A 20,008-nucleotide genomic window follows, 5' to 3' on the forward strand; every position below is an offset into this window, starting at 1 on the left:
ATGTTTGCCGGTATGGCAAACTCTTGCCCATGGACGACGCCGATGCTTCCCTTGATGCCGTAGGTGCCCGGCTGCGCTCACTGCGGCTGGAGCGCAACACCACGCTCGCCCGGGTTGCGGCGGCCACCGGCATTTCGGTAAGCACGCTTTCCCGGCTCGAATCGGGCGGGCGCAGGCCCACCCTGGAACTGCTGATGCCGCTGGCAAGAACCTACGGAGTGACCCTGGATGAATTGGTGGACGCTCCCGCTACCGGTGATCCCCGGGTCCATATGCGTCCGATGCGCCGGCACGGGGCCACCGTGATTCCGCTGACCGAACGGGCCGGCGGGGTGCGTGCCTATAAGTACATCCTCCCGGCGCGCTCCACGGCGGCGGAACCTGCCCTCCAAACCCACGAGGGCTACGAGTGGCTGTACGTCCTCAGCGGCAGGCTGCGGCTCCTCCTTGGGGACCGCGAGCTGATCCTGCTGCCCGGTGAGGCGGCAGAATTCTCGACGCGAACGCCGCACTGGATGGATAATGCCGGCCCGGAGGCCACGGAGTTCCTTGCACTGTTCGGACCACAGGGCGAGCGGGCCCACCTGCGGGCGCGGCCGGCGGCACGCCGTCAGTAATGCGCCCTGCCCCTAGGCGGGGGCAGCTGCCCGCAGTGCCCTGTATCCGAACATCCGGTCATAGACAGCGGCGAAGATCATCGCTAGGGCCACGGCAATCACCATGATGACGAGCATGCCGATCACCCCGCTCTGCACCCCGGCGTCGGCGTCGGCGTTGAAATAGAGCACCGCCCGGTTGGCCATGGTCATCTGGTACAGCGGTTCGCCGCGGGCAATGAACGTGAAGAATCCGGGCAGCGCCTCCAGCGGCACCACGCCGCTGGCCGCAGGCAGGCCCATAAACACCACGTAGATCAGGGACAGGATCATCCCGGCGCTGCCAAAGAGCGTAATCAGGGCCATGGTTACCGCCGACACGGTGACAATGGACAGCCACGTGGTGAGGAAGAACCAGCCGCCGTTCGGTATCGGCATGCCGACGGCGGAGGCCACCCACATCATCAGGCCGGCGGTGGGCAGCCCGCCCAGGACCACCAGGCCCCATTTGAGCAGATAGGTCTTCCAGCGGGCGGGCTGCAGTGGCGGGCCCAGGGAGAAGCGGGGCCCAAGTTCCACCGGCGCCACCCCCAGCCGGGCGTCCACCAGGAAGTGGATGGCCACGGTACCGCTCAGTCCCACGACCATCAGGAGCACGGAGTAGAAGAAGGCGCCCATGCCCAGGGCCGCCCCTTCCGGCGGCGGGTTGTAAACGTCCCGGGTAACGGAAATGGGCTCCGCCAGCAGGTCGGAGGACGTACCGTCAACCTTCGGCGCCACCTGCTGCTGCAGCTGGGGCGGCAGGTCCGCTCCCAGCCGTGCCAGCTCGCCCTGGAGTTCTGCCTGTGCCTGTCCCTGGGCTTCGCGTGCCGAAGCGGTCAGCTGTTCGCCCAGGGCCTTGTTGGCCTGTTCCACGGCCGGGTCCAGGGCAGAGGTGGCGAGGCTGCTTGCCAGCGGTCCTGCCAGGGGGTTGGTGTAGACGGTGATGTCCGGCCGCGTGACCTGCGTGTCGCTGAGTGAGCCGCTGACCAGTGCGGTGGCATTTGCGGAGAAGGATTCCGGGATTACCACCGCACCGTGGATCTGCCCCTTGCCCATTTGCTCCTGCGCCTCTTCCCAGGACAGGACCCGCAGGTCAATCTCGTCGTTGCTGCTGAACCCCTTCACCATTTCGTCGGTAATGTTCTGCCCCAGGTTCTCGCTGCCGGCAGGCGTCTGCGTCCCGCTGTCCTGGTTCACGACGGCAACGGGGAAGTGTTTGAGGTGGTTTCCCGGGCTGCCCAGGCCGCCGATATACAGGGCGGTGCCCGCCCCGCCGAGCAGCAGGAGGACCAGCAGCGGCAGCAGCCACATACGCGGTGAGAGGTACACCCCTGCCGTGGACGGCGCCGCACCCCGGCGGGTCTGCGGCGAAGGGGTTCCGGGCTGATCCGGTTGCGCTGAATGTGCGGGCATGCGGATACCTCCGAAGCAGCCGGGCTGTACTGTGGACGCACCTTCTCGCCCTTACCGTTCGAGGCTACCCCGCTGCCCTGTTCCGCGGATACGGTCCGGGGCCGCCCGGCCCGGCGGGAGGCCGAATTCCTGCCGAATTCCTGCCGAATTCCTGCCGGGCGGCCCGGAGCGGACAGCCCTAGTACTTGGCGATGAAGCGGCCGACTACTCCGCCGGCCCGCAGCTTGTCGATCGCGTCGGGAATGTCCTTCTGCTCAATGATGTTCATCGGCGGGTTCAGCTTCCCGGACTTCATCAGCTCGTACAGTGCTTCGAGGTCCTCCTTGGTGCCGGACTTGGAGCCCTTGATGGTGAGCTGGTTGATGATGAGCGGGTAGGTGCTGATGTTCGCTTCCAGCCTGCCCATTCCCACCTGTACCAGGGTGCCGTACTCCGCCAGTGTCTCCACGGCCCCCGCCGTCGTGCTGCCAAAACCGGCATAATCCACGATCAGGTCCAGGTTTTTGTCCTTGAACTCGGTAATCGATTCGGCAACGCCGGCCAGCCCAATCTCCTCGGCCAGGTCGCGGGTTTGCGGGTTGATGTCGGCGCCGTAGACCTCGGCACCGGCGAGCACTGCCACCCGGGCGCCGATGTATCCCAGACCGCCCAGGCCAATCACGCCCACCTTCATACCGGCCTTCGCTCCGCCTACGGCCATGATGGCGTGGTAGGCGGTAAGCCCGGCGTCAGTGGCCATGGCGGCCAGGTCAAAGGGGACTTCATCCGGGAGTTTGACCAGGTTGTCGTCCGTGGCGAGCAGTTTCGGACCGAAGCCGCCGTCCCACTTTCCGTAGCCGAGGGCATCTCCGTCACTCATCACCGGCGCCAGGCCTACCCGGTCCCCGACCTTCCAGTGCTCCATGCCCTCGCCGACTTCGACAATCACGCCGGCATTCTCATGGCCCATGGTGCGGGGCAGCTGGAAGAACAACGGCATCCAGCCCGGATCATCCAGTGCAGTCACATCTGAGTGGCAGACTCCTGCCGCTTTGACCTCCACCACAACCTGCCCTGGCCCGGCGTGCGGCTCAGGAACCTCGTTGAGTTCCAGCGGCTTGTTGGTCCCGGTAAACTGCCATGCCTTCATGGAAATACTCCCTCCATGGGTGCGCTTCTGCTTACCTATCCAGCCTATCCCCGGCTCGATCGGGGCGCCTGCCGGCGGTCGTTTGACCTTGACGTTGCGTCAAGTTCTAGGCTGGAGGGGCATGGAAAGGAAACGCATGGACTGGTCCATCAAGGAGGTGGCGAAGCTGGTCGGGACTACGTCCCGCACGCTGCGCCATTACGACAGCATCGGGCTGCTGCCACCCACGCGTGTGGGAAGCAACGGGTACCGCCGGTATGGCCGGGATGCCCTGGTGCGGTTGCAGCGCATTCTGCTGCTGCGCGACCTCGGCCTGTCATTGCCGCAGATTCGGAACATCCTTGACGGTGAACAGGACGACTCAGCGGCCCTGACCCGGCACCTGCGCCATCTGCAGGCTGAACGGGACCGGGTGCAGACACAAATCAACGCTGTCCGCTCCACGCTGGCAGCACTCCAAAAAGGAGAGGAGATCATGGCCGAGAAGATGTTTGAAGGTTTTGACCACACGCAGTATCGGGAGGAGGTGGAGGAACGCTGGGGCCCGGATGCCTATGCCGCATCGGATCGCTGGTGGGCTTCGCTCGATGAGGCACGCAAACAAGGCTTCCAGGCCGAGCACGCCGCGCTCCAGGACGCCTGGGACACAGCCCAGCGCCAGGGACTGGCAACGGACAGCCCCCAGGTGCAGGAGCTAGCGCAGCGGCACGCGGCCTGGATTGCCGCCGGCTCCGGCAAGCGGCAGCTCGACCCGCGAATGCTCGAAGGACTGGCGGACATGTACGCCGCTGACGAGCGGTTCACGGTCCACTACACCCGCGAGTTTGCAGACGGCGCCCGGTATGTCCGGGACGCCCTGCGTACCTATGCGCGGGGACTCGCCGGCTAACGCGTCACGCCCTCTACGGTTCCTGCTCCACCAGCCGCTGGAGAAGGGTGTCGAGCACTTGGATCTGGCCTTTGACCAGTTTGGTGCGCGCCGCCGCAGGGGAAAACCAGCCGGCGTCGTCAATCTCGGGGTACTCACGGATCCGGCCCGAGCCTTTCGGCCATTCCAGGGCAAAGGTATTGCTCGCTATCCGCTCCGGATAAAAGTCCGTTTCAGCAGTGAAAACCGTGATGGCCTTTTTCGCGGACTGGCGGAAACTGCCCAGCAGTTCATACTCCGCGGCGGGAGCGGGCGTGCCCATTTCCTCGCTGAATTCCCGCAGCGCTGCAGTCAGGGGATCCTCCTCCGGCAGGTATTCACCCTTGGGGATAGACCAGGCATGCGTATCCTTCCGGGCCCAGAACGGTCCGCCCATGTGACCTATCCAGACCTGCAGGCCATCCTGCCGCCGCCGGTACAGCAGGATGCCGGCACTGGTGATCATGCGGGCTCGAACCCGAAGGTGACAACCGGCGGCACGTCCGCGCGCAGCCGCTCCAGAACAAAACGTTCGTGGGGAACGACGGCGGCGGGCAGGTCGTGGAGGGCAAACCACGCCAGCTTCGCCGCCTTGCCGGGCTCCATGATGCGCGGTTCACCGCTCCAGCGGGTGCAGGTGAAGAAGAAGTCCACCCGTTCATCCACAGCCTGACCGCCTCCGTTGGTGCGGTGCATGGCAGTGAGGGGCACGACGTCGTCGGGTGCTACGGAGATGCCCAACTCCTCGCGCGCCTCCCGCACTGCCGCCTGCACGGCAGACTCCCCCGCTTCCACATGCCCGGCAGCGGCGGTTGCCCAGTAGCCGTCCATGTATCCGGTGCCCTGCCGAAGCTGCAGCAGGATCTGATCCCCCCGCGGAAGAATCAGATAGCTGGCTGGCACTACTCGGAACCGGTCGGTCACGGCGGATCAGTCTCCTTTTAATGGGGCGGACGGCATCAGCCTAACGGCGTGCCGTTACACAAAACTCAATATGACGGACATCACACTATGCTGGCTGGACTGTCCCGGATTACCGCCTGCAGGAAGGCCCGAAAATGTCTCACAATGCCCGCAGCGAACGCGCAAAGCGCGTGCCCCCGCATCTGGTGGACCCGGAGCCGGGAGGCGTGGGGGACCCGGCCGTGGCGTCCCTGACGGGAACAAAACCGGAGACGGTCCCGTTGCCGCCGGGGGTCAGCCCGAAGCTCTACAACGCGGATCTGGCGCCCACCACCAGAAAGGGACGGACCTGGCACGCCTACAGCATCTTTACCCTCTGGGCCAATGACGTGCACTCGCTGGGCAACTACGCGTTCGCCATCGGGTTGTTCGCCCTGGGCCTGGGCGCCTGGCAGATCCTGCTGGCCTTTGCGCTTGGGGCGGTGCTGTTGTTCCTGCTGCTGAACCTCTCCGGCTTTATGGGTGAGCGCACCGGGGCCCCCTTCCCGGTCATCAGCCGGATTGCCTTCGGGGTGAAGGGAGCCCAGATTCCCGCAGTTATCCGCGGCGCCGTCGCCATTGCCTGGTTCGGCATCCAGACCTATCTGGCGTCCGTGGTGCTGCGCGTGCTGATCCTCGCGCTGGCTCCGAACCTGGCGCCGCTGGACACCAATTCCTTCCTGGGGCTCTCCACGCTGGGCTGGATCTCCTTTGTGGCCCTGTGGGTGGTGCAGGTGATCATTGTCAGTTTCGGGATGGAAATGATCCGCAAGTATGAAGCATTTGCCGGGCCGATCATCCTGGTCACCATGCTGGCCCTGGCCATCTGGATGTTCGTGGAAGCCGGCGGGTCCATCGCCTGGTCCACCACCGAGTCCCTGACCGGCGGTGAAATGTGGGTCCGGATTTTCCAGTCGGCAGCTCTGTGGGTGGTCATTTACGGAACCTTTGTCCTGAACTTCTGCGACTTCACCCGCGGCGCCCCTTCCGAACGCTCGGTGGTGCGCGGCAACTTCTTCGGCATCCCGATCAACATGCTCTTTTTTGCCGTCATCGTGATTGTCCTGGCCGGTGCCCAATACCGGATCGACGGGACCATCATCGAATCCCCCACCGACATTGTGAACACCATCCCCAACACGTTCCTGCTGGTGCTTGCGGCCCTTGCCCTGATCATCCTGACCATCGCGGTGAACCTGATGGCCAACTTCGTCGCCCCCATCTATACCCTGGCCAACCTCTTCCCGCGCCGGCTGAACTTCCGCCGGGCCGCCCTGGTGTCGGCAGTCATCGGGCTCATCATCCTGCCGTGGAACCTGTACAACTCCCCCGTGGTGATTGTGTACTTCCTGGGCGGACTTGGCGCGCTCCTGGGCCCCCTGTTCGGTGTCATCATGGCCGACTACTGGCTGGTGCGTAAGGGCAGGGTAAACATGCCCGATCTCTATTCGGAGTCCCCCGACGGCGACTATGCCTACACCCGCGGGGTAAACCGCAAGGCGATCATCGCGGGCACGCCGGCCGCCGTCGTCGCACTGGTCCTGGCGCTGGTTCCCGCGTTCAGCCTGGTGGCCGGGTTCTCCTGGTTTGTCGGAGCCATCCTGGCAGCGGTCATCTACCTCATCATCACCAATCGGCACGGGACCTTCCGGGCTGTCGACGGCGAGACTATCGCCGTCGCCCCCAGACACTAAACGACGCAGACACTAAACGACGCAGGCACTAAACGACGTCGGCACTGAAAGACGCCAACACCGAGCAAAGCGAAAGGAAGACAGAATGCGCATTCTTGTGCTGAACGTCAACACCACGGAAACCATGACCAAGTCCATTGGCGCCGAGGCAGCCGCGGCCGCGTCACCCGGGACCGAAATCATTCCGCTGACACCGCTCTTCGGGGCGGAATCCGTGGAAGGAAACTATGAGAGCTATCTGGCCGCCATAGCGGTAATGGAAACCGTAAAGGCCTATCCCGAACCCTTCGACGCCGTGATCCAGGCGGGCTACGGTGAGCATGGCAGGGAGGGGCTGCAGGAACTGCTGGATGTCCCCGTGGTGGACATCACTGAAGCCGCCGCGGCCACGGCCATGTACCTGGGCCACAAATACTCGGTGGTGACCACCCTTGACCGCACTGTTCCGCTGATTGAGGACCGCCTGAAACTGGCCGGACTCCTGGACCGGTGCGCCTCGGTGCGGGCCAGCGGAATGTCGGTCCTAGGTCTCGAGGAGAATCCCGAGGCCGCAGTGCGTGCCATCACGGAGCAGGCAATGCTTGCGGTTCAGGAGGACCGGGCGGAGGTCATCTGCCTGGGCTGCGGCGGCATGGCCGGGCTGAAGGACAGTATTGCGGACCGTACGGGTGCACCGGTGGTTGACGGCGTGGCAGCCGCAGTGACCGTTGCAGAGTCCCTGGTCCGGATGGGGCTGAGCACCTCCAAGGTCCGGACCTATGCCCCGGGCCGCCCGAAGCTGTTCCGCAACTGGCCGTTCGCCGCCGGTTCCCTGCAGCACTGATCAGGGTTCGGCTGCCGTTCCCAAAAGGCCAAACAAAAGCACCCCGGTCCAAGGACCGGGGTGCTTTTGCATAGTGGTGCCCGAAGTGGGACTCGAACCCACACACCTTTCGATACTGCATTTTGAGTGCAGCGCGTCTGCCAATTCCGCCATTCGGGCGTGCCGTCTGTCACGAACAACGGGTAGTTGCCGTGTTGGACGCAAAACAACTCTACATGCGGATAGGCTGAATACGTGAACTGCCGGTGCGCCGGCAGGAGAGACCGTATCTGAGGAGCCACCTGTGTCTGAGTCCACCGAGCCCGCACCGTCTACCACTGAGGCGCCCGCCGAGGCCGTGAATGCCGCGTCCTCCAACGCGCCGGCCCGCCGCGTCCTCGTCGCTGAAGATGAGACCCTGATCCGCCTCGACATTGTCGAAATCCTGACCGGCGAGGGGTACGACGTCGTTGGCGAGGCAGACAACGGCGAGAAGGCCGTGCAGCTCGCCAAGGAGCTGAAGCCGGACCTGGTCCTGATGGATGTAAAGATGCCCCTGATGGACGGGATTACCGCAGCCGAGCAGATCGTCAAGGCCCGTATTGCTCCGGTAGTGCTGCTGACCGCCTTCAGCCAGAAGGAACTGGTGGAGCGGGCACGCGAAGCCGGTGCCATGGCCTACGTGGTCAAGCCCTTCACCCCGGCGGACCTGATCCCTGCCATCGAGATTGCCCTGTCCCGCCACGAGGAGATCAAGGCCCTCGAGGAAGAGGTCACGGACCTGAAGGAGCAGTTCGCCACCCGCAAGCTGGTGGAGCGTGCCAAGTCGCTGCTGACCACCAAGATGGGACTGACCGAGCCCGAGGCCTTCCGCTGGATCCAGAAGACCTCCATGGACCGCCGCCTGAGCATGCGCGAGGTTGCCGAGACCATCATCAACCAGGTCAACTGATCTTCACGTAGCACCAACACTAAAGGCCCCGTCCAATCGGACGGGGCCTTTACTGTTGGTGCGGCAGGGCTGTTTCTGCGGCAAGGCCGGAAGGCTAGATGGCCTTGGCCTTGCCCTTCTTGCTGTCCTTGACCGGCCACGGGCCGACCTTTTCCTTGATCCGTTCCTGGCCTTCGTAGCGCTGGCCGGCGTCGGCGATGTCGCCTACGCGGTGCACCTTGAGGCTGTTGGTGGAACCGGCCTGTCCGGGAGGCGAACCGGCGGCGATGACCACCAGGTCATTGTCCTCCACCAGGCCCTCTTCGAGCAGCGTCCGGTCCACCTGGGCGGTCATCTGGTCGGTGTGCTCGGCGAACTCAACGAGCATGGGTGCGACACCCCAGAACAGGGTCATGTAGCGGTAGGTTTCCTCCACGGGGGTGAAGGCGAACACCGGCTTGGAGGGGCGCAGGCGGGAAAGCCGGCGGGCGGAGTCACCGGACTGGGTGAAGGTACAGATGTACTTGGCGTCCAGCTGGTCCGAGATTTCGACGGCGGCACGCGTGATGGCACCGCCGCGGGTGCGCGGCTTGGAACCCAGCGGCGGAACACGGTTCAGGCCGTGCTCCTCGGTGGACTCGATGATCCGGGCCATGGTCTCCACCGTCTCGATGGCGTACTTGCCCACGGAGGTTTCGCCGGAGAGCATCACGGCGTCGGCACCGTCCAGCACGGCGTTGGCGCAGTCGGAGGCCTCGGCGCGGGTCGGGCGGGGGTTGTCGATCATCGATTCGAGCACCTGGGTGGCCACAATCACCGGCTTGGCCCAGCGGCGGGCCAGTTCAATGGCGTTCTTCTGTACCAGGGGAACCTCTTCGAGCGGCAGCTCGACGCCGAGGTCGCCGCGGGCAACCATGATGGAGTCGAACGCGTCGATGATTTCCTCGAGGTTTGCCACGGCCTGCGGCTTCTCGATCTTGGCAATCACCGGGACGCGGCGGCCTTCCTCGTCCATGATTTCGTGCACGCGGGCAATGTCGCCGGCGTCGCGCACGAAGGAGAGGGCAACCATATCCACGCCGCGGTTCAGTGCCCAGCGGAGATCATCCTCATCCTTTTCGGACAGTGCAGGCACATTCACGGCAACGCCGGGCAGGTTAATGCCCTTGTTGTTGGACACGTTGCCGGGCACAACAACCTGGGTAACCACGGTGGTGGAGGTAACGTCTACTGCCCGCAGCTTGACCTTGCCGTCATCGATCAGCAGGAAGTCGCCGATCTTGACGTCGCCGGGCAGGCCCTTGTAGGTGGTGGAGCAGATTTCCCGGGTACCGGGAATGTCCTCGGTGGTGATGGTGAACGTATCGCCCACATTCAGGAAGTGGGGTTCCTCGGTGAACCGGCCGAGCCGGATTTTGGGTCCCTGCAGGTCGGCGAAGATGCCTACGGGCATGCCGAGCTCAGCGGAAGCCTTGCGCACGTTCTCATACGTGGCGTTGTGTACGGAGTGGTCGCCGTGGCTCATGTTCATACGGGCGACGTTCACGCCCGCGCGAAGAACCGCTACGGTATTTTCATAGCTGGCGATCGCTGGTCCAAAAGTGGCAACAATCTTTGCGCGTCTCATATTTCCCAGCCTAGTCTTCCTTGACGGTTTCCGCATGGGACCGGGGCTGCCGGGGCCGCTGTGCCGCGCGCTTGACGGCTCCGAAGCAGGTCAAATTCCGTACCGCTAGTCCGGAAGCCTGCACAAATTCCCACAGACGGGCGCAAATGGCGCCGTGCGGGCCCGCATCCGGCAGTGCGGAAGGCAAGCCGTGGGAATCTGTGCAGCCGCCATCAGCACTATCCGGGCGTACCTTCTCCTCTTTGTGCCGCCGCGGCGGCCTTGGCGCCCGCCGGGCCGGACACTGATCTCCGGAACATCACGTAGCTGAGCGCGCTGATGACTGCCAGTCCCATAAGGAAGCCGGCCGCGGTCCAGTTGCCGCCGAAGCCCAGTACCAGGGCGACCGCTACGCTCGCCGCCGCCGGAAGGTACAGCAGCCGAAAGTCGGCCTGCCTGCGGGTGAGCGGTTTCTTCGTGCCCGCGGGGCGCGGGTCCGGTTCGGGCGTTCCACCGGCGGGCTCGGCCGGCGCCCCGTACTGTGCAGAAACCGCTTCGCCGCTCGTAAAGTGCGTCGGCGGGTGCTGCGCCACCGGGTACTGGGCCGGGCCGGCCTGCGCCGGAGGATGCTGCGCCGCCGGGTACTGGGCCGCAGGGAACTGTGCCGGGCTGTAGTACCCGTCCGGCGTAGCCGGAGTGCCGACCGCGCCTTTGCCCTCTCCGCTGACCACAAACATGCTCCCGGCCTGCTTCTGGATAACCGGCCGAAGCATTCCGAGGAGGAACACTATTCCGACACTGAATACCCACGAGGGCCGGTCGGAGTTGATGGCCATCAGCACCGCCAGCCATACCAGCACTGCAATGGCGCCTACAAACAGCAGCACGCCCTTTAATCCCCGGGGATTAAACTCCACCCGCGCACCCGGACCGGCTTTTTTGGCCCTGCGGCGTGCAGTGAGGAAAACAACCAGCGTCACCAGCCCCACCGTGACGCCGATCCCGAAAACGGTCCCGATAACCCCTGCCACCATCCTGCGCTCCCCCAAATATGCGTGTCCGAAAGTGTGCCTGTCCAATACCGGATCCGGTACGGACGCCACACTCTACCCGAAACGGTCAGCCGACCTTGCGGCGGTAGATGGCGATGGCGCCGGCGTAGGCAGCACCGAGGATACCCGCCAGCCAGGCCAGCGCTATCCAAAAATCCGCGCCGGCAGGTTGCTGGGCAAACAACGCCCGGATGGTGTCCACAATTGACGTGACCGGCTGGTTCTCCGCAAACCACGCAACTGGTCCGGGCATCGTCCCGGTGGGGACAAATGCCGAGCTGATGAACGGCAGGAAGATCAGCGGGTAACTGAAGGCGCTGGCGCCGTCGACGGTTTTGGCGACCAGGCCCGCGATCACCGCCAGCCAGGTGAGCGCCAGCGTAAACAGGACCAGGATCCCGACGACGGCGAACCAGGCCACCGGCGATGCACCGCTGCGGAACCCGATCATCACGGCCACACCGATAACCAGGGCAACCGCGGCAAGGTTTGCGCTCACCGAGGTGAGTACATGCGCCCAGAGCACCCCCGAGCGGGCAATGGGCATCGACTGGAAGCGTTCGAACATGCCGTCCCGTTTGTCGAGGAACAACCGGTAGGCGGTATAGGCGACACCGGAGGCAACGGTGATCAGCAGGATGCCGGGCAGCATGTAGTTGATGTAGGCCTCACCCGATCCGGTGCTGATGGCGCCGCCGAAGACGTAGACAAACATCAGCATCAGGGCGACCGGGGTGACGGCAGTGGTGATCACGGTATCCGGGCTGCGGAGCACATGCCGCAGGGAGCGGCCGGTCAGGGCGGCGGTATCGCTGAGGGCAGTCATCGGCTTTCCCTTTCTTCCGCGGTCGGAGTCCGGCCGGTGTCGCCGACCAGGGCGAGGAAGACGTCCTCGAGGGACGCCTGCTTGGTGACGTACTCAGTCTTGGCCGGCGGAAGGAGCTGCTGCAGCTCGGACAGGGTGCCGTTCCGGATGATGACGCCCTGGTGCAGGATCCCGATGCGGTCGGCGAGCTGCTCCGCCTCGTCCAGGTACTGCGTGGTGAGCAGGACAGTGGTTCCGGCCGCGGCCAGTTCCCGGACGGCGTGCCACACCTCGTTGCGTGCCTGGGGGTCCAGGCCGGCGGTCGGCTCGTCCAGGAAAATCACCCCCGGATCCCCGATCAGGCTCATCGCGATATCGAGGCGTCGCCGCATTCCGCCGGAATAGGTGCCCGCCCTGCGGGTCCCCGAGTCGGTGAGCGCAAACCGGGCGAGCATCCCGTCCGCAACCGCACCCGGATTCTTCCGGTGGCGCAGTTTGGCGATAAGGACCAGGTTCTCCCGGCCCGTCAGCACGTCATCAACCGCCGTGAACTGGCCGGTCAGGCTGATGGAGCGGCGCACATCGGCGGGCTGGGTTCCGACGTCGAAGCCGGAGACCGCGGCGGTCCCGGCGTCGGCGGCCAACAAAGTAGAGAGAATCCGCACGAGCGTTGTTTTTCCCGCACCATTGGAGCCCAACAGTGCGAAGATACTGCCTGCGCTTACGTCAAAGTCGACTCCGCGCAGCACCTGCAGATCCCGAAACGATTTTTCAATGCCCTCTACCCGGATGGCGGGGTCAAGGGTGTGGTTGGTACGCATAGCCGGTCTCCAATCCCGGTGGTTATGCCTCTCCCTCGGACCGGTCGATGGTGTCGACCAGGCGCCTGCGCTCCTTGTCGATCCACTGGCCGTCCGCATAATTCGCGATGAAGGCCTCTGCAAACTCCACCGGATCCTCACCGACGACGCCGCGGATAGGCGTCCCGTCGACGGCGGCGCGCTCAATCAGGTCAGCGAGGTCTTCGAGCATCTGGATATAGACGTCGCCCTTGGCGATTGGTCCCGCGTACATAAAGTAGCGCTCGAGGCCGTCCATGGCGGTCCGGTATCCCGCAGGCAGCTGGGCCTTGCGCTGCTTGAAGCGGCGCCAGCGCCTTTTATCCTCAAACGGTCCGGTCACAAGCTCAATCCATTTCGCGGCCATCATTGCCTCCCGTGTTGTGCGGCTGTTGGACGTCCCACTGCAGGTGTTCTATCCGTGCCGTCAGAAAGCTCCAGCTGCCCCAGAACTCACGGAGGTAATCCGCACCTTGTGCGTTCAGGGTGTAAACCTTGCGCGCCGGCCCCTTTTCCGAGGGCACCTTCTCGACGTCGACGAGACCTCGTTTTTCGATCCGGAGCAGGAGGGCGTATACGGTGCCCTCGGCAATATCGCTGAAGCCCTGATCCCGGAGCCGTGCCGTGATGTCGTAACCGTAGGCCGGATTCGCGGCAATGAGGGCCAGGACAATGCCTTCGAGGGTGCCCTTGAGCATCTCCGTCATCTGTTTGCCCATGGACCGCCCCTGCTCACGTCAACTACCTAGTGATACTGACTACCACTAGACAGTAACACTAGGTAGCTGCGGCGGGAAGTGGGCCGGGCAGAAGATTCCGGGGCACGGGAGCCGCACGGGATTCCAGAGCACCAAAAAGGCCCGAAGGCCCAGCCGCCGGTGCTGGGTCTTCGGGCCTGTTCGGTCGTAGCTGTGTTTTCTGTCGTGACTGTGTGTTGTCGTACCTCGAGCAGCCGGTCTGCACTTCGGGGACCGGCAGCGGGCCTACAGCGGGGTGATGGCCCGGTCCGTCGGAGCCACCGGCGCCGGCAGCCGGGTGGAGCCCATCAGCCACTGGTCCACGGCTGCAGCCGCTGCCCGGCCCTCCGCAATGGCCCAGACAATGAGGGACTGCCCGCGTCCGGCGTCGCCCGCCGCGAACACACCGGGAGTGCCGGTCATGTAGTAACCGTCCCGGATCACGTTGCCGCGGTCATCGAACTCCGCGGAAACCTGTTCGGCCAGGCCTGCCGGTTCCGGACCCGTGAAGCCCAGGGACAGGAAGACCAAGTCGGCGGGGATGACCCGCTCGGTGCCGGCCTTCGGCAGGCGCTTTCCGTCCACAAACTCCGTTTCCGCCACCTTGACGCCGGTCAGCTTCCCGTTCTCCCCCACAAACTCGACGGTGGAGGCAAGGTAGGTCCGTTCCCCGCCCTCTTCATGGGCACTGGCCACCTCGAACAGCGTCGGGTACATCGGCCACGGCTGGTGCGCGGCACGCTCGGCGGGCGGCTGCTGGCCAATCGCCAGGGTAGTGACGGACGCTGCCTGCTGCCGGTGGGCGGTACCCAGGCAGTCGGCACCCGTGTCGCCGCCACCCAGGATCACCACATGCTTGCCCTCGGCGCTGATCTGGTTCTTCACCCTGTCCCCGGCCACGGCCTTGTTGGACTGGACCAGGTAGTCCATGGCGAAGTGCACGCCGGTCAGGTCCCGTCCCGGGATGGGCAGGTCGCGGGGCACGGTGGCGCCGGTGGCAATTACCACGGCGTCATAGCGGCGGCGCAGCTGCTCCCAGCTGATGTCCTTGCCCACTTCCACACCGGTGCGGAACCGCGTGCCTTCGGTGCGCATCTGCTCCAAGCGGCGGTCCACCTGGATTTTTTCCATCTTGAAGTCCGGGATGCCGTAGCGCAGCAGCCCGCCAATGCGGTCGTCGCGTTCGTAGACGGCCACGGTGTGCCCGGCCCGGGTGAGCTGCTGGGCCGCTGCCAGTCCGGCGGGCCCGGAGCCGACGACGGCGATGGTGCGGTCCGTGAGCCGCTCCGGCGGGTGCGGGGTTACCCAGCCTTCACCCCAGGCTTCATCAATGATGGATACCTCCACCTGCTTGATGGTGACAGGCGGCTGGTTGATGCCCAGCACGCAGGACGCCTCGCAGGGTGCCGGGCAGAGCCGTCCGGTGAACTCCGGGAAGTTGTTCGTGGCGTGCAGCCGTTCAATGGCCTCCGCGCCCTTGTCCCGCCAGGTCAGGTCATTCCATTCCGGAATGAGGTTGCCCAGCGGGCAGCCCTGGTGGCAGAACGGAATGCCGCAGTCCATGCAGCGCCCGGCCTGTGCCTTCAGCACACCCTTCTCCTGCGCTTCGTAGACTTCCTTCCAGTCCATGATGCGCACCGGCACGGGGCGCCGGGGCTGGGTTTCGCGTTCGCGTACCTTCAAGAATCCGCGTGGGTCAGCCACCGGTAACCTCCAAAATCTGAGTCCATGCTTCAGCGCCGTCGGGATCGAGTCCCGCTTCCACGGCTGAGGCGCGGGCGCCGAGCACTGCCGCATAGTCCCGCGGCAGCACCTTGGTAATCCGGGACACGGTGTCCTCGAAGTTCTCCAGCAGTTTGCGTGCCAGATCGGATTCGGTTTCCTCGACGTGCCGGACCAGCAGGCCGCGGACAATGTCGATGTCCTCCGCATCCGGAGCCTCCAGGCGGAGTTCCCCGCGCTCCAGGCTTTCCTTATTGACCTTCGCCTGCACCAGGTCGATGACAAACGCGGTGCCGCCGGACATGCCGGCGCCGAAGTTGCGTCCGGTCGGGCCCAGGATCAGGGTCTGTCCCCCGGTCATGTATTCGCAGCCGTGGTCACCGATGCCTTCAACCACGGCGGTGGCCCCGGAGTTGCGGACCAGGAAGCGTTCGCCCACTTGGCCGCTGAGGAACATCTCCCCGCTGGTCGCGCCGTAGCCGATCACGTTGCCGGCGATGACGTTGCGGTCGGCGGCAAACACGTTCCCGCGGTCCGGGCGGACGATGATCCGGCCCCCGGAGAGGCCCTTGCCCACGTAGTCATTCGAATCGCCGAACAGGCGCAGGGTGATGCCTGCCGGGAGGAATGCCCCGAGCGACTGGCCGGCCTGGCCGGTAAGGGTGATGTCGATGGTGTCCGGTGCCAGGACATCGGTACCGAAGGTTTTGGTGACCGTGTGACCGAGCATGGTGCCCACCGACCTGTCGGTGTTCACCACATCCAGGGCAATCCGCACCGGTGCACGGTTCTGCAGCGCATCTGCGCTCATCTCGATCAGCTTGTTGTCGAAGTGCAGATCCAGTTCGTGGTTCTGCGACACCATGTTCCGCAGCGGAGCACCGGGGTCCACCTCGGCGCCGCGCAGGATCGGCTCCAGGTCCAGCCCGTCGGCCTTCCAGTGGTCAATCGCTGCCCGGGTGTCCAGCAGTTCGGTGTGTCCGATCGCTTCTTCCAGGGTGCGGAACCCGAGCTCGGCCAGGATTTCGCGGATTTCCTCGGCAATGAATTCGAAGAAGTTCACCACGAACTCCGGCTTGCCGGTGAAGCGGCTGCGCAGTTCGGGGTTCTGCGTAGCCACGCCCACCGGGCAGGTATCCAGGTGGCAGACCCGCATCATGATGCAGCCCGACACCACCAGCGGCGCGGTGGCGAAGCCGAATTCCTCCCCGCCCAGCAGCGCGGCAATCACTACGTCCCGTCCGGTCTTCAGCTGGCCGTCCACCTGGACCACTACGCGGTCCCGGAGTCCGTTGAGCATCAGCGTCTGCTGGGTTTCGGCCAGGCCGAGCTCCCAGGGCGCACCGGCGTGCTTGAGCGAGTTCAACGGCGAGGCGCCCGTGCCTCCGTCGTGCCCGGACACCAGTACGACGTCGGCCTTGGCCTTGGTCACGCCGGCCGCCACGGTGCCGATTCCGGCTTCGGACACGAGCTTGACGTGCACGCGGGCTGACGGGTTGGAGCGCTTCAGGTCATAGATCAGCTGCGCCAGGTCTTCGATGGAGTAGATGTCATGGTGCGGCGGCGGGGAAATGAGCCCCACGCCCGGGGTGGAGTGCCGGGTGCGGGCCACCCAGGGGTAGACCTTCTGGGCCATCAGCTGGCCGCCCTCGCCGGGCTTGGCGCCCTGTGCCATTTTGATCTGCAGGTCTTCGGCGTTGGTCAGATACAGGCTGGTGACGCCGAACCGGCCGGAGGCAATCTGCTTGATGGCCGAACGGCGCTCGGGATCCAGCAGCCGCTCCACGTCTTCCCCGCCCTCACCGGTGTTGGACTTCGCGCCCAGCCGGTTCATGGCAATGGCCAGGGTTTCGTGGGCTTCCTTGGAGATGGAGCCGTAGCTCATGGCACCGGTGGAGAAGCGCTTGACGATGCTGGAGACCGGCTCCACCTCGTCCAGCGGCACGGGCGGACGCTCCCCCGTGCGGAAGTCCAGCAGGCCGCGCAGGGTCATCAGGTTCTTCGACTGGTCATTAACACCGTTGGTGTAGGCCTTGAACACGTCGTACCGGCGCTCACGCGTGGCGTGCTGCAGCCGGAACACCGTCTCGGGGTTGAACAGGTGCGGCGGGCCTTCGCGCCGCCACTGGTATTCACCGCCGTTGTCCAGCGCACGGTGCGGCTCCTCCACGCCGTCGCCGGGGTACGCCTCGGCGTGCCGGGCGCCGGCTTCGGCGGCAATAACGTCCAGTCCGACGCCGCCGAGCTGGGTCTGCGTGCCGTGGAAGAACTCGTCCACCAGTTCCTGGCCGAGGCCGATCGCCTCGAAGGTCTGGGCGCCGCAGTAGGAGGCCACGGTGGAGATGCCCATTTTGGACATGATCTTCAGGACGCCCTTGCCCAGGCCCTTGATCAGGTTGGTGACGGCCTCTTCACGGGTGACACCGGTGATGTCTCCGTTGCGGACCAGTTCCTCGCAGCTTTCCATGGCCAGGTACGGGTTCACAGCTGACGCACCGTAGCCGATGAGCACGGCCACGTGATGCACCTCGCGCACGTCTCCGGCCTCCACGAGGAGGGAGATCTTGGTGCGGTTGGCGCTCTTGAGCAGGTGGTGGTGCACGGCGGAGAGCAGCAGCAGGGACGGGATCGGCGCCCACTGGGCGTTGGAATCCCGGTCCGAGAGGACAATGTACTGCACACCGCGGTTCACGGCGCCGGAGACCTTTTCACAGATTTCGCTGATCCGGGCCCGCAGTTCCGCTTCGCCGCCCTGTGGGCGGTACAGGCCGCGGACCTTCAGCGCGATCCGTTCGCCGTCCTCATCGGTGAGGTTGGCGATCTTCGCCAGCTCGTCATTGTTGATGACCGGGAACTTCAGCGCCACCTGGCTGGTTTTCACCTGTTTCAGCGAGAGCAGGTTGCCGTTGGGCCCGATGGAGGCCTGCATGGAGGTGACCAGTTCCTCGCGGATGGCGTCCAGCGGCGGGTTGGTCACCTGGGCGAAGGACTGCACAAAGTAGTCAAAGAGCAGCCGCGGCCGCTTGGAGAGCACCGCAATGGGGGTATCCGACCCCATGGCGCCGAGCGGCTCGGCACCGGTGCGGGCCATCGGGCCCAGCAGGATGCGCAGTTCCTCCTGCGTGTAACCGAAGGTCCGCTGGCGGCGGTTGATGGAGGCCTTGGTGTGCAGGACGTGCTCGCGTTCGGGCAGTTCCTCCAGCCGGACCTGGTTCTCCTTCACCCATTCCGCCCAGGGGTTGGCGGCGGCAATTTCGGACTTGATTTCCTCGTCTTCAATCAGCCGGCCCTCGGCGGTGTCCACCAGGAACATCTTGCCGGGCGAGACACGGCCCTTGCGGACCACGGTGGCCGGGTCAATATCCACCACGCCGACTTCGGAGGCCAGGACCACCAGGCCGTCATCGGTGACCCAGTACCGGGCCGGGCGCAGGCCGTTGCGGTCCAGCACCGCACCCACCTGGGTGCCGTCGGTGAAGGAGACGGCAGCGGGACCGTCCCACGGCTCCATCAGCATGGAGTGGTACTGGTAAAACGCCCGGCGGGCCGGGTCCATGGTGGCATGGTTTTCCCACGCCTCCGGGATCATCATCATGATTGCGTGGGTAATGGGCCGCCCGGAGAGCATCAGCAGCTCCGCCACCTCGTCAAAGGACGCCGAATCGGAGGCCCCGGGGGTACAGATGGGGAACAGTTCCTCCGGCGTCTGCCCCAGCAGCGGGTTCTTCATCTGGGACTGCCGGGCGCGCATCCAGTTGCGGTTGCCCTTGACCGTGTTGATCTCACCGTTGTGGGCAATGGTGCGGAACGGCTGGGCCAACGGCCAGGACGGGAAGGTGTTGGTGGAAAAACGTGAGTGGACAATGCCCAGCTTGGTCTTGAACCGCGGGTCGGACAGGTCCGGGAAGAACGGTTCCAGCTGCGCGGTGGTGACCATGCCCTTGTAGACCATGGTCTTGGAGGACAGCGAGGGGAAGTAGACGCCGAACTTGTTCTGCGACCGCTTCCGGACGCGGAAGGCCCGGGCATCCAGGTCTTCGGTGCCGAGGCCTTCTTCGGGGGCCAGGAATACCTGGACGAAGTAGGGCATGCACGCCCGGGACATGGCGCCGACCAGATCGGCGACCACGGGGACTTCACGCCAGCCCAGTACCTGCAGGCCTTCGGAGGCGGCAATGGCTTCCACCCCGGCCCGGGCGGTGTGCTGTTCTCGGTCTTCGGTAGGCAGGAACGCGGTTCCCACGGCGTAGCCGCCGGCTGCGGGGAGTTCGAAATCCACCACGGCCCGCAGGAATTCGTCCGGTACCTGGGTGAGCAGGCCCGCGCCGTCGCCGGTTCCTTCATCGGCGCCCACGGCACCGCGGTGCTCGAGGTTGCGCAGGGCGGTGAGGGCGGCGTCGACAATCCCGTGGGTGGGCTCGCCTCGCAGGGTGGCGATGACCGCCAGGCCGCAGGCGTCCTTCTCGTTTTCGGCCCGGTACAGACCGGAGTCCTCCGGGAGCGCGGCAAAGCGGGTGAAAGGTGACACGACGGTGTCGGAAAAAGCAGACAGGGAATCAGTCATAAGAAGTGAGTCCTTCCCCCTTATTAGAGCGTCGGGAGGGGACAACGCTGGCCCCACGGCGGGAAATCCTCAGGGGGATCCTCCGCGGCGTTTATTGATTCTACGGCTCACTTCGTCCCGGAAAACCGGAAAATCCGGTTCCACTGGGAATCCTGCCTGCCGTGACCGGCGCTTTCCGGATGGGTCTCCCGGGCTGCAGCCGTTGGCGCCACTTCAATGTGGCTACC

The 20,008-nt window shown here is 65.1% G+C and carries 17 protein-coding genes and 1 tRNA gene; 5 read left to right on the top strand and 13 right to left on the bottom strand.

The annotated features are described in order from the left end of the window. The first annotated feature begins 29 nt into the window (after positions 1 to 29). Entirely contained in the window at positions 30 to 617 is a 588-nt protein-coding gene (locus QWJ37_RS09535; protein WP_290245145.1) for a helix-turn-helix domain-containing protein, read from the top strand. Positions 618 to 629: 12 nt separating this feature from the next. Here QWJ37_RS09535 and QWJ37_RS09540 read toward each other — a convergent pair whose 3' ends face one another. Then, a complete protein-coding gene (locus tag QWJ37_RS09540) occupies positions 630 to 2,051 on the bottom strand; it encodes an ABC transporter permease (RefSeq protein ID WP_290245146.1) in 1,422 nt (473 codons plus the stop codon). A 178-nt stretch (positions 2,052 to 2,229) separates the two neighbouring features. Beyond that, positions 2,230 to 3,180 carry a zinc-binding dehydrogenase gene (locus QWJ37_RS09545; RefSeq protein ID WP_227927899.1) on the bottom strand — a complete coding sequence of 317 codons (951 nt, stop codon included), beginning with the start codon at positions 3,178 to 3,180 and terminating at the stop codon, positions 2,230 to 2,232. A gap of 136 nt (positions 3,181 to 3,316) precedes the next feature. On the opposite strand from QWJ37_RS09545, the gene QWJ37_RS09550 reads away from it, so the two are divergent. After that, positions 3,317 to 4,069 (top strand): MerR family transcriptional regulator, encoded by a 753-nt coding sequence (locus QWJ37_RS09550; protein ID WP_290245147.1) that lies wholly within the window; start codon positions 3,317 to 3,319, stop codon positions 4,067 to 4,069. A 13-nt stretch (positions 4,070 to 4,082) separates the two neighbouring features. Here QWJ37_RS09550 and QWJ37_RS09555 read toward each other — a convergent pair whose 3' ends face one another. Continuing rightward, positions 4,083 to 4,553 carry an NUDIX domain-containing protein gene (locus QWJ37_RS09555; RefSeq protein ID WP_290245148.1) on the bottom strand — a complete coding sequence of 157 codons (471 nt, stop codon included), beginning with the start codon at positions 4,551 to 4,553 and terminating at the stop codon, positions 4,083 to 4,085. Further along, positions 4,550 to 4,990 carry an NUDIX domain-containing protein gene (locus QWJ37_RS09560; protein ID WP_290245149.1) on the bottom strand — a complete coding sequence of 147 codons (441 nt, stop codon included), beginning with the start codon at positions 4,988 to 4,990 and terminating at the stop codon, positions 4,550 to 4,552. The genes QWJ37_RS09555 and QWJ37_RS09560 overlap by 4 nt, the downstream gene beginning before the upstream one ends. A 155-nt stretch (positions 4,991 to 5,145) precedes the next feature. Here QWJ37_RS09560 and QWJ37_RS09565 point away from each other — a divergent pair, with 155 nt between their 5' ends. Further along, complete coding sequence (locus QWJ37_RS09565) at positions 5,146 to 6,723, top strand: NCS1 family nucleobase:cation symporter-1 (protein WP_290245150.1); 1,578 nt, start codon at positions 5,146 to 5,148, stop codon at positions 6,721 to 6,723. An 85-nt stretch (positions 6,724 to 6,808) separates the two neighbouring features. Beyond that, the gene (locus QWJ37_RS09570) at positions 6,809 to 7,546 is read left to right on the top strand and encodes an aspartate/glutamate racemase family protein (RefSeq protein WP_290245151.1); all 738 of its coding nucleotides are present in this window, start codon (positions 6,809 to 6,811) and stop codon (positions 7,544 to 7,546) included. A 74-nt stretch (positions 7,547 to 7,620) separates the two neighbouring features. Here the strand turns inward: QWJ37_RS09570 and QWJ37_RS09575 are convergent. After that, positions 7,621 to 7,705 (bottom strand) — tRNA-Leu (locus tag QWJ37_RS09575). A gap of 178 nt (positions 7,706 to 7,883) precedes the next feature. Here QWJ37_RS09575 and QWJ37_RS09580 point away from each other — a divergent pair. After that, the gene (locus QWJ37_RS09580; RefSeq protein WP_227902269.1) at positions 7,884 to 8,477 is read left to right on the top strand and encodes a response regulator; all 594 of its coding nucleotides are present in this window, start codon (positions 7,884 to 7,886) and stop codon (positions 8,475 to 8,477) included. A gap of 94 nt (positions 8,478 to 8,571) precedes the next feature. Here QWJ37_RS09580 and pyk read toward each other — a convergent pair whose 3' ends face one another. From pyk to gltB, 8 genes are all read right to left on the bottom strand, one after another. After that, entirely contained in the window at positions 8,572 to 10,083 is a 1,512-nt protein-coding gene (gene pyk, locus QWJ37_RS09585) for a pyruvate kinase (RefSeq protein ID WP_227902074.1), read from the bottom strand. A gap of 218 nt (positions 10,084 to 10,301) precedes the next feature. Continuing rightward, entirely contained in the window at positions 10,302 to 11,096 is a 795-nt protein-coding gene (locus QWJ37_RS09590; RefSeq protein WP_290245152.1) for a hypothetical protein, read from the bottom strand. An 85-nt stretch (positions 11,097 to 11,181) separates the two neighbouring features. Next, positions 11,182 to 11,940 (bottom strand): ABC transporter permease, encoded by a 759-nt coding sequence (locus QWJ37_RS09595; RefSeq protein ID WP_290245153.1) that lies wholly within the window; start codon positions 11,938 to 11,940, stop codon positions 11,182 to 11,184. After that, complete coding sequence (locus QWJ37_RS09600) at positions 11,937 to 12,740, bottom strand: ATP-binding cassette domain-containing protein (protein ID WP_290245154.1); 804 nt, start codon at positions 12,738 to 12,740, stop codon at positions 11,937 to 11,939. Before QWJ37_RS09600 ends, QWJ37_RS09595 begins: the two co-directional genes overlap by 4 nt. Positions 12,741 to 12,762: 22 nt before the next feature. After that, on the bottom strand, positions 12,763 to 13,125 hold the full coding sequence (locus QWJ37_RS09605; protein ID WP_227927908.1) for a DUF1048 domain-containing protein: 363 nt from the start codon (positions 13,123 to 13,125) through the stop codon (positions 12,763 to 12,765). Next, a complete protein-coding gene (locus QWJ37_RS09610; protein ID WP_227927909.1) occupies positions 13,106 to 13,477 on the bottom strand; it encodes a PadR family transcriptional regulator in 372 nt (123 codons plus the stop codon). Before QWJ37_RS09610 ends, QWJ37_RS09605 begins: the two co-directional genes overlap by 20 nt. Before the next feature lie 264 nt (positions 13,478 to 13,741). Then, entirely contained in the window at positions 13,742 to 15,199 is a 1,458-nt protein-coding gene (locus tag QWJ37_RS09615) for a glutamate synthase subunit beta (protein ID WP_227902080.1), read from the bottom strand. Further along, positions 15,192 to 19,781, bottom strand: a complete 4,590-nt coding sequence (gltB, locus tag QWJ37_RS09620) for a glutamate synthase large subunit (protein ID WP_290245155.1) — start codon at positions 19,779 to 19,781, stop codon at positions 15,192 to 15,194. Before gltB ends, QWJ37_RS09615 begins: the two co-directional genes overlap by 8 nt. Positions 19,782 to 20,008: the final 227 nt, after the last annotated feature.

Origin of the sequence: Arthrobacter sp. YD2 (genome assembly GCF_030410475.1) — a bacterium.
GTDB lineage: Bacteria > Actinomycetota > Actinomycetes > Actinomycetales > Micrococcaceae > Arthrobacter_B > Arthrobacter_B zhangbolii.

Excerpts from the sequence above, each read along its gene's own strand:
- QWJ37_RS09595 (WP_290245153.1), bottom strand. The coding sequence starts at position 11,940 with ATGACTGCCCTCAGCGATACCGCCGCCCTGACCGGCCGCTCCCTGCGG.
- gltB (WP_290245155.1), bottom strand. The coding sequence starts at position 19,781 with ATGACTGATTCCCTGTCTGCTTTTTCCGACACCGTCGTGTCACCTTTC.
- QWJ37_RS09565 (WP_290245150.1), top strand. The coding sequence starts at position 5,146 with ATGTCTCACAATGCCCGCAGCGAACGCGCAAAGCGCGTGCCCCCGCAT.
- QWJ37_RS09540 (WP_290245146.1), bottom strand. The coding sequence starts at position 2,051 with ATGCCCGCACATTCAGCGCAACCGGATCAGCCCGGAACCCCTTCGCCG.
- QWJ37_RS09535 (WP_290245145.1), top strand. The coding sequence starts at position 30 with ATGGACGACGCCGATGCTTCCCTTGATGCCGTAGGTGCCCGGCTGCGC.
- QWJ37_RS09550 (WP_290245147.1), top strand. The coding sequence starts at position 3,317 with ATGGACTGGTCCATCAAGGAGGTGGCGAAGCTGGTCGGGACTACGTCC.
- QWJ37_RS09600 (WP_290245154.1), bottom strand. The coding sequence starts at position 12,740 with ATGCGTACCAACCACACCCTTGACCCCGCCATCCGGGTAGAGGGCATT.
- QWJ37_RS09590 (WP_290245152.1), bottom strand. The coding sequence starts at position 11,096 with ATGGTGGCAGGGGTTATCGGGACCGTTTTCGGGATCGGCGTCACGGTG.
- QWJ37_RS09545 (WP_227927899.1), bottom strand. The coding sequence starts at position 3,180 with ATGAAGGCATGGCAGTTTACCGGGACCAACAAGCCGCTGGAACTCAAC.
- QWJ37_RS09605 (WP_227927908.1), bottom strand. The coding sequence starts at position 13,125 with ATGGCCGCGAAATGGATTGAGCTTGTGACCGGACCGTTTGAGGATAAA.
- pyk (WP_227902074.1), bottom strand. The coding sequence starts at position 10,083 with ATGAGACGCGCAAAGATTGTTGCCACTTTTGGACCAGCGATCGCCAGC.
- QWJ37_RS09570 (WP_290245151.1), top strand. The coding sequence starts at position 6,809 with ATGCGCATTCTTGTGCTGAACGTCAACACCACGGAAACCATGACCAAG.
- QWJ37_RS09555 (WP_290245148.1), bottom strand. The coding sequence starts at position 4,553 with ATGATCACCAGTGCCGGCATCCTGCTGTACCGGCGGCGGCAGGATGGC.
- QWJ37_RS09610 (WP_227927909.1), bottom strand. The coding sequence starts at position 13,477 with ATGGGCAAACAGATGACGGAGATGCTCAAGGGCACCCTCGAAGGCATT.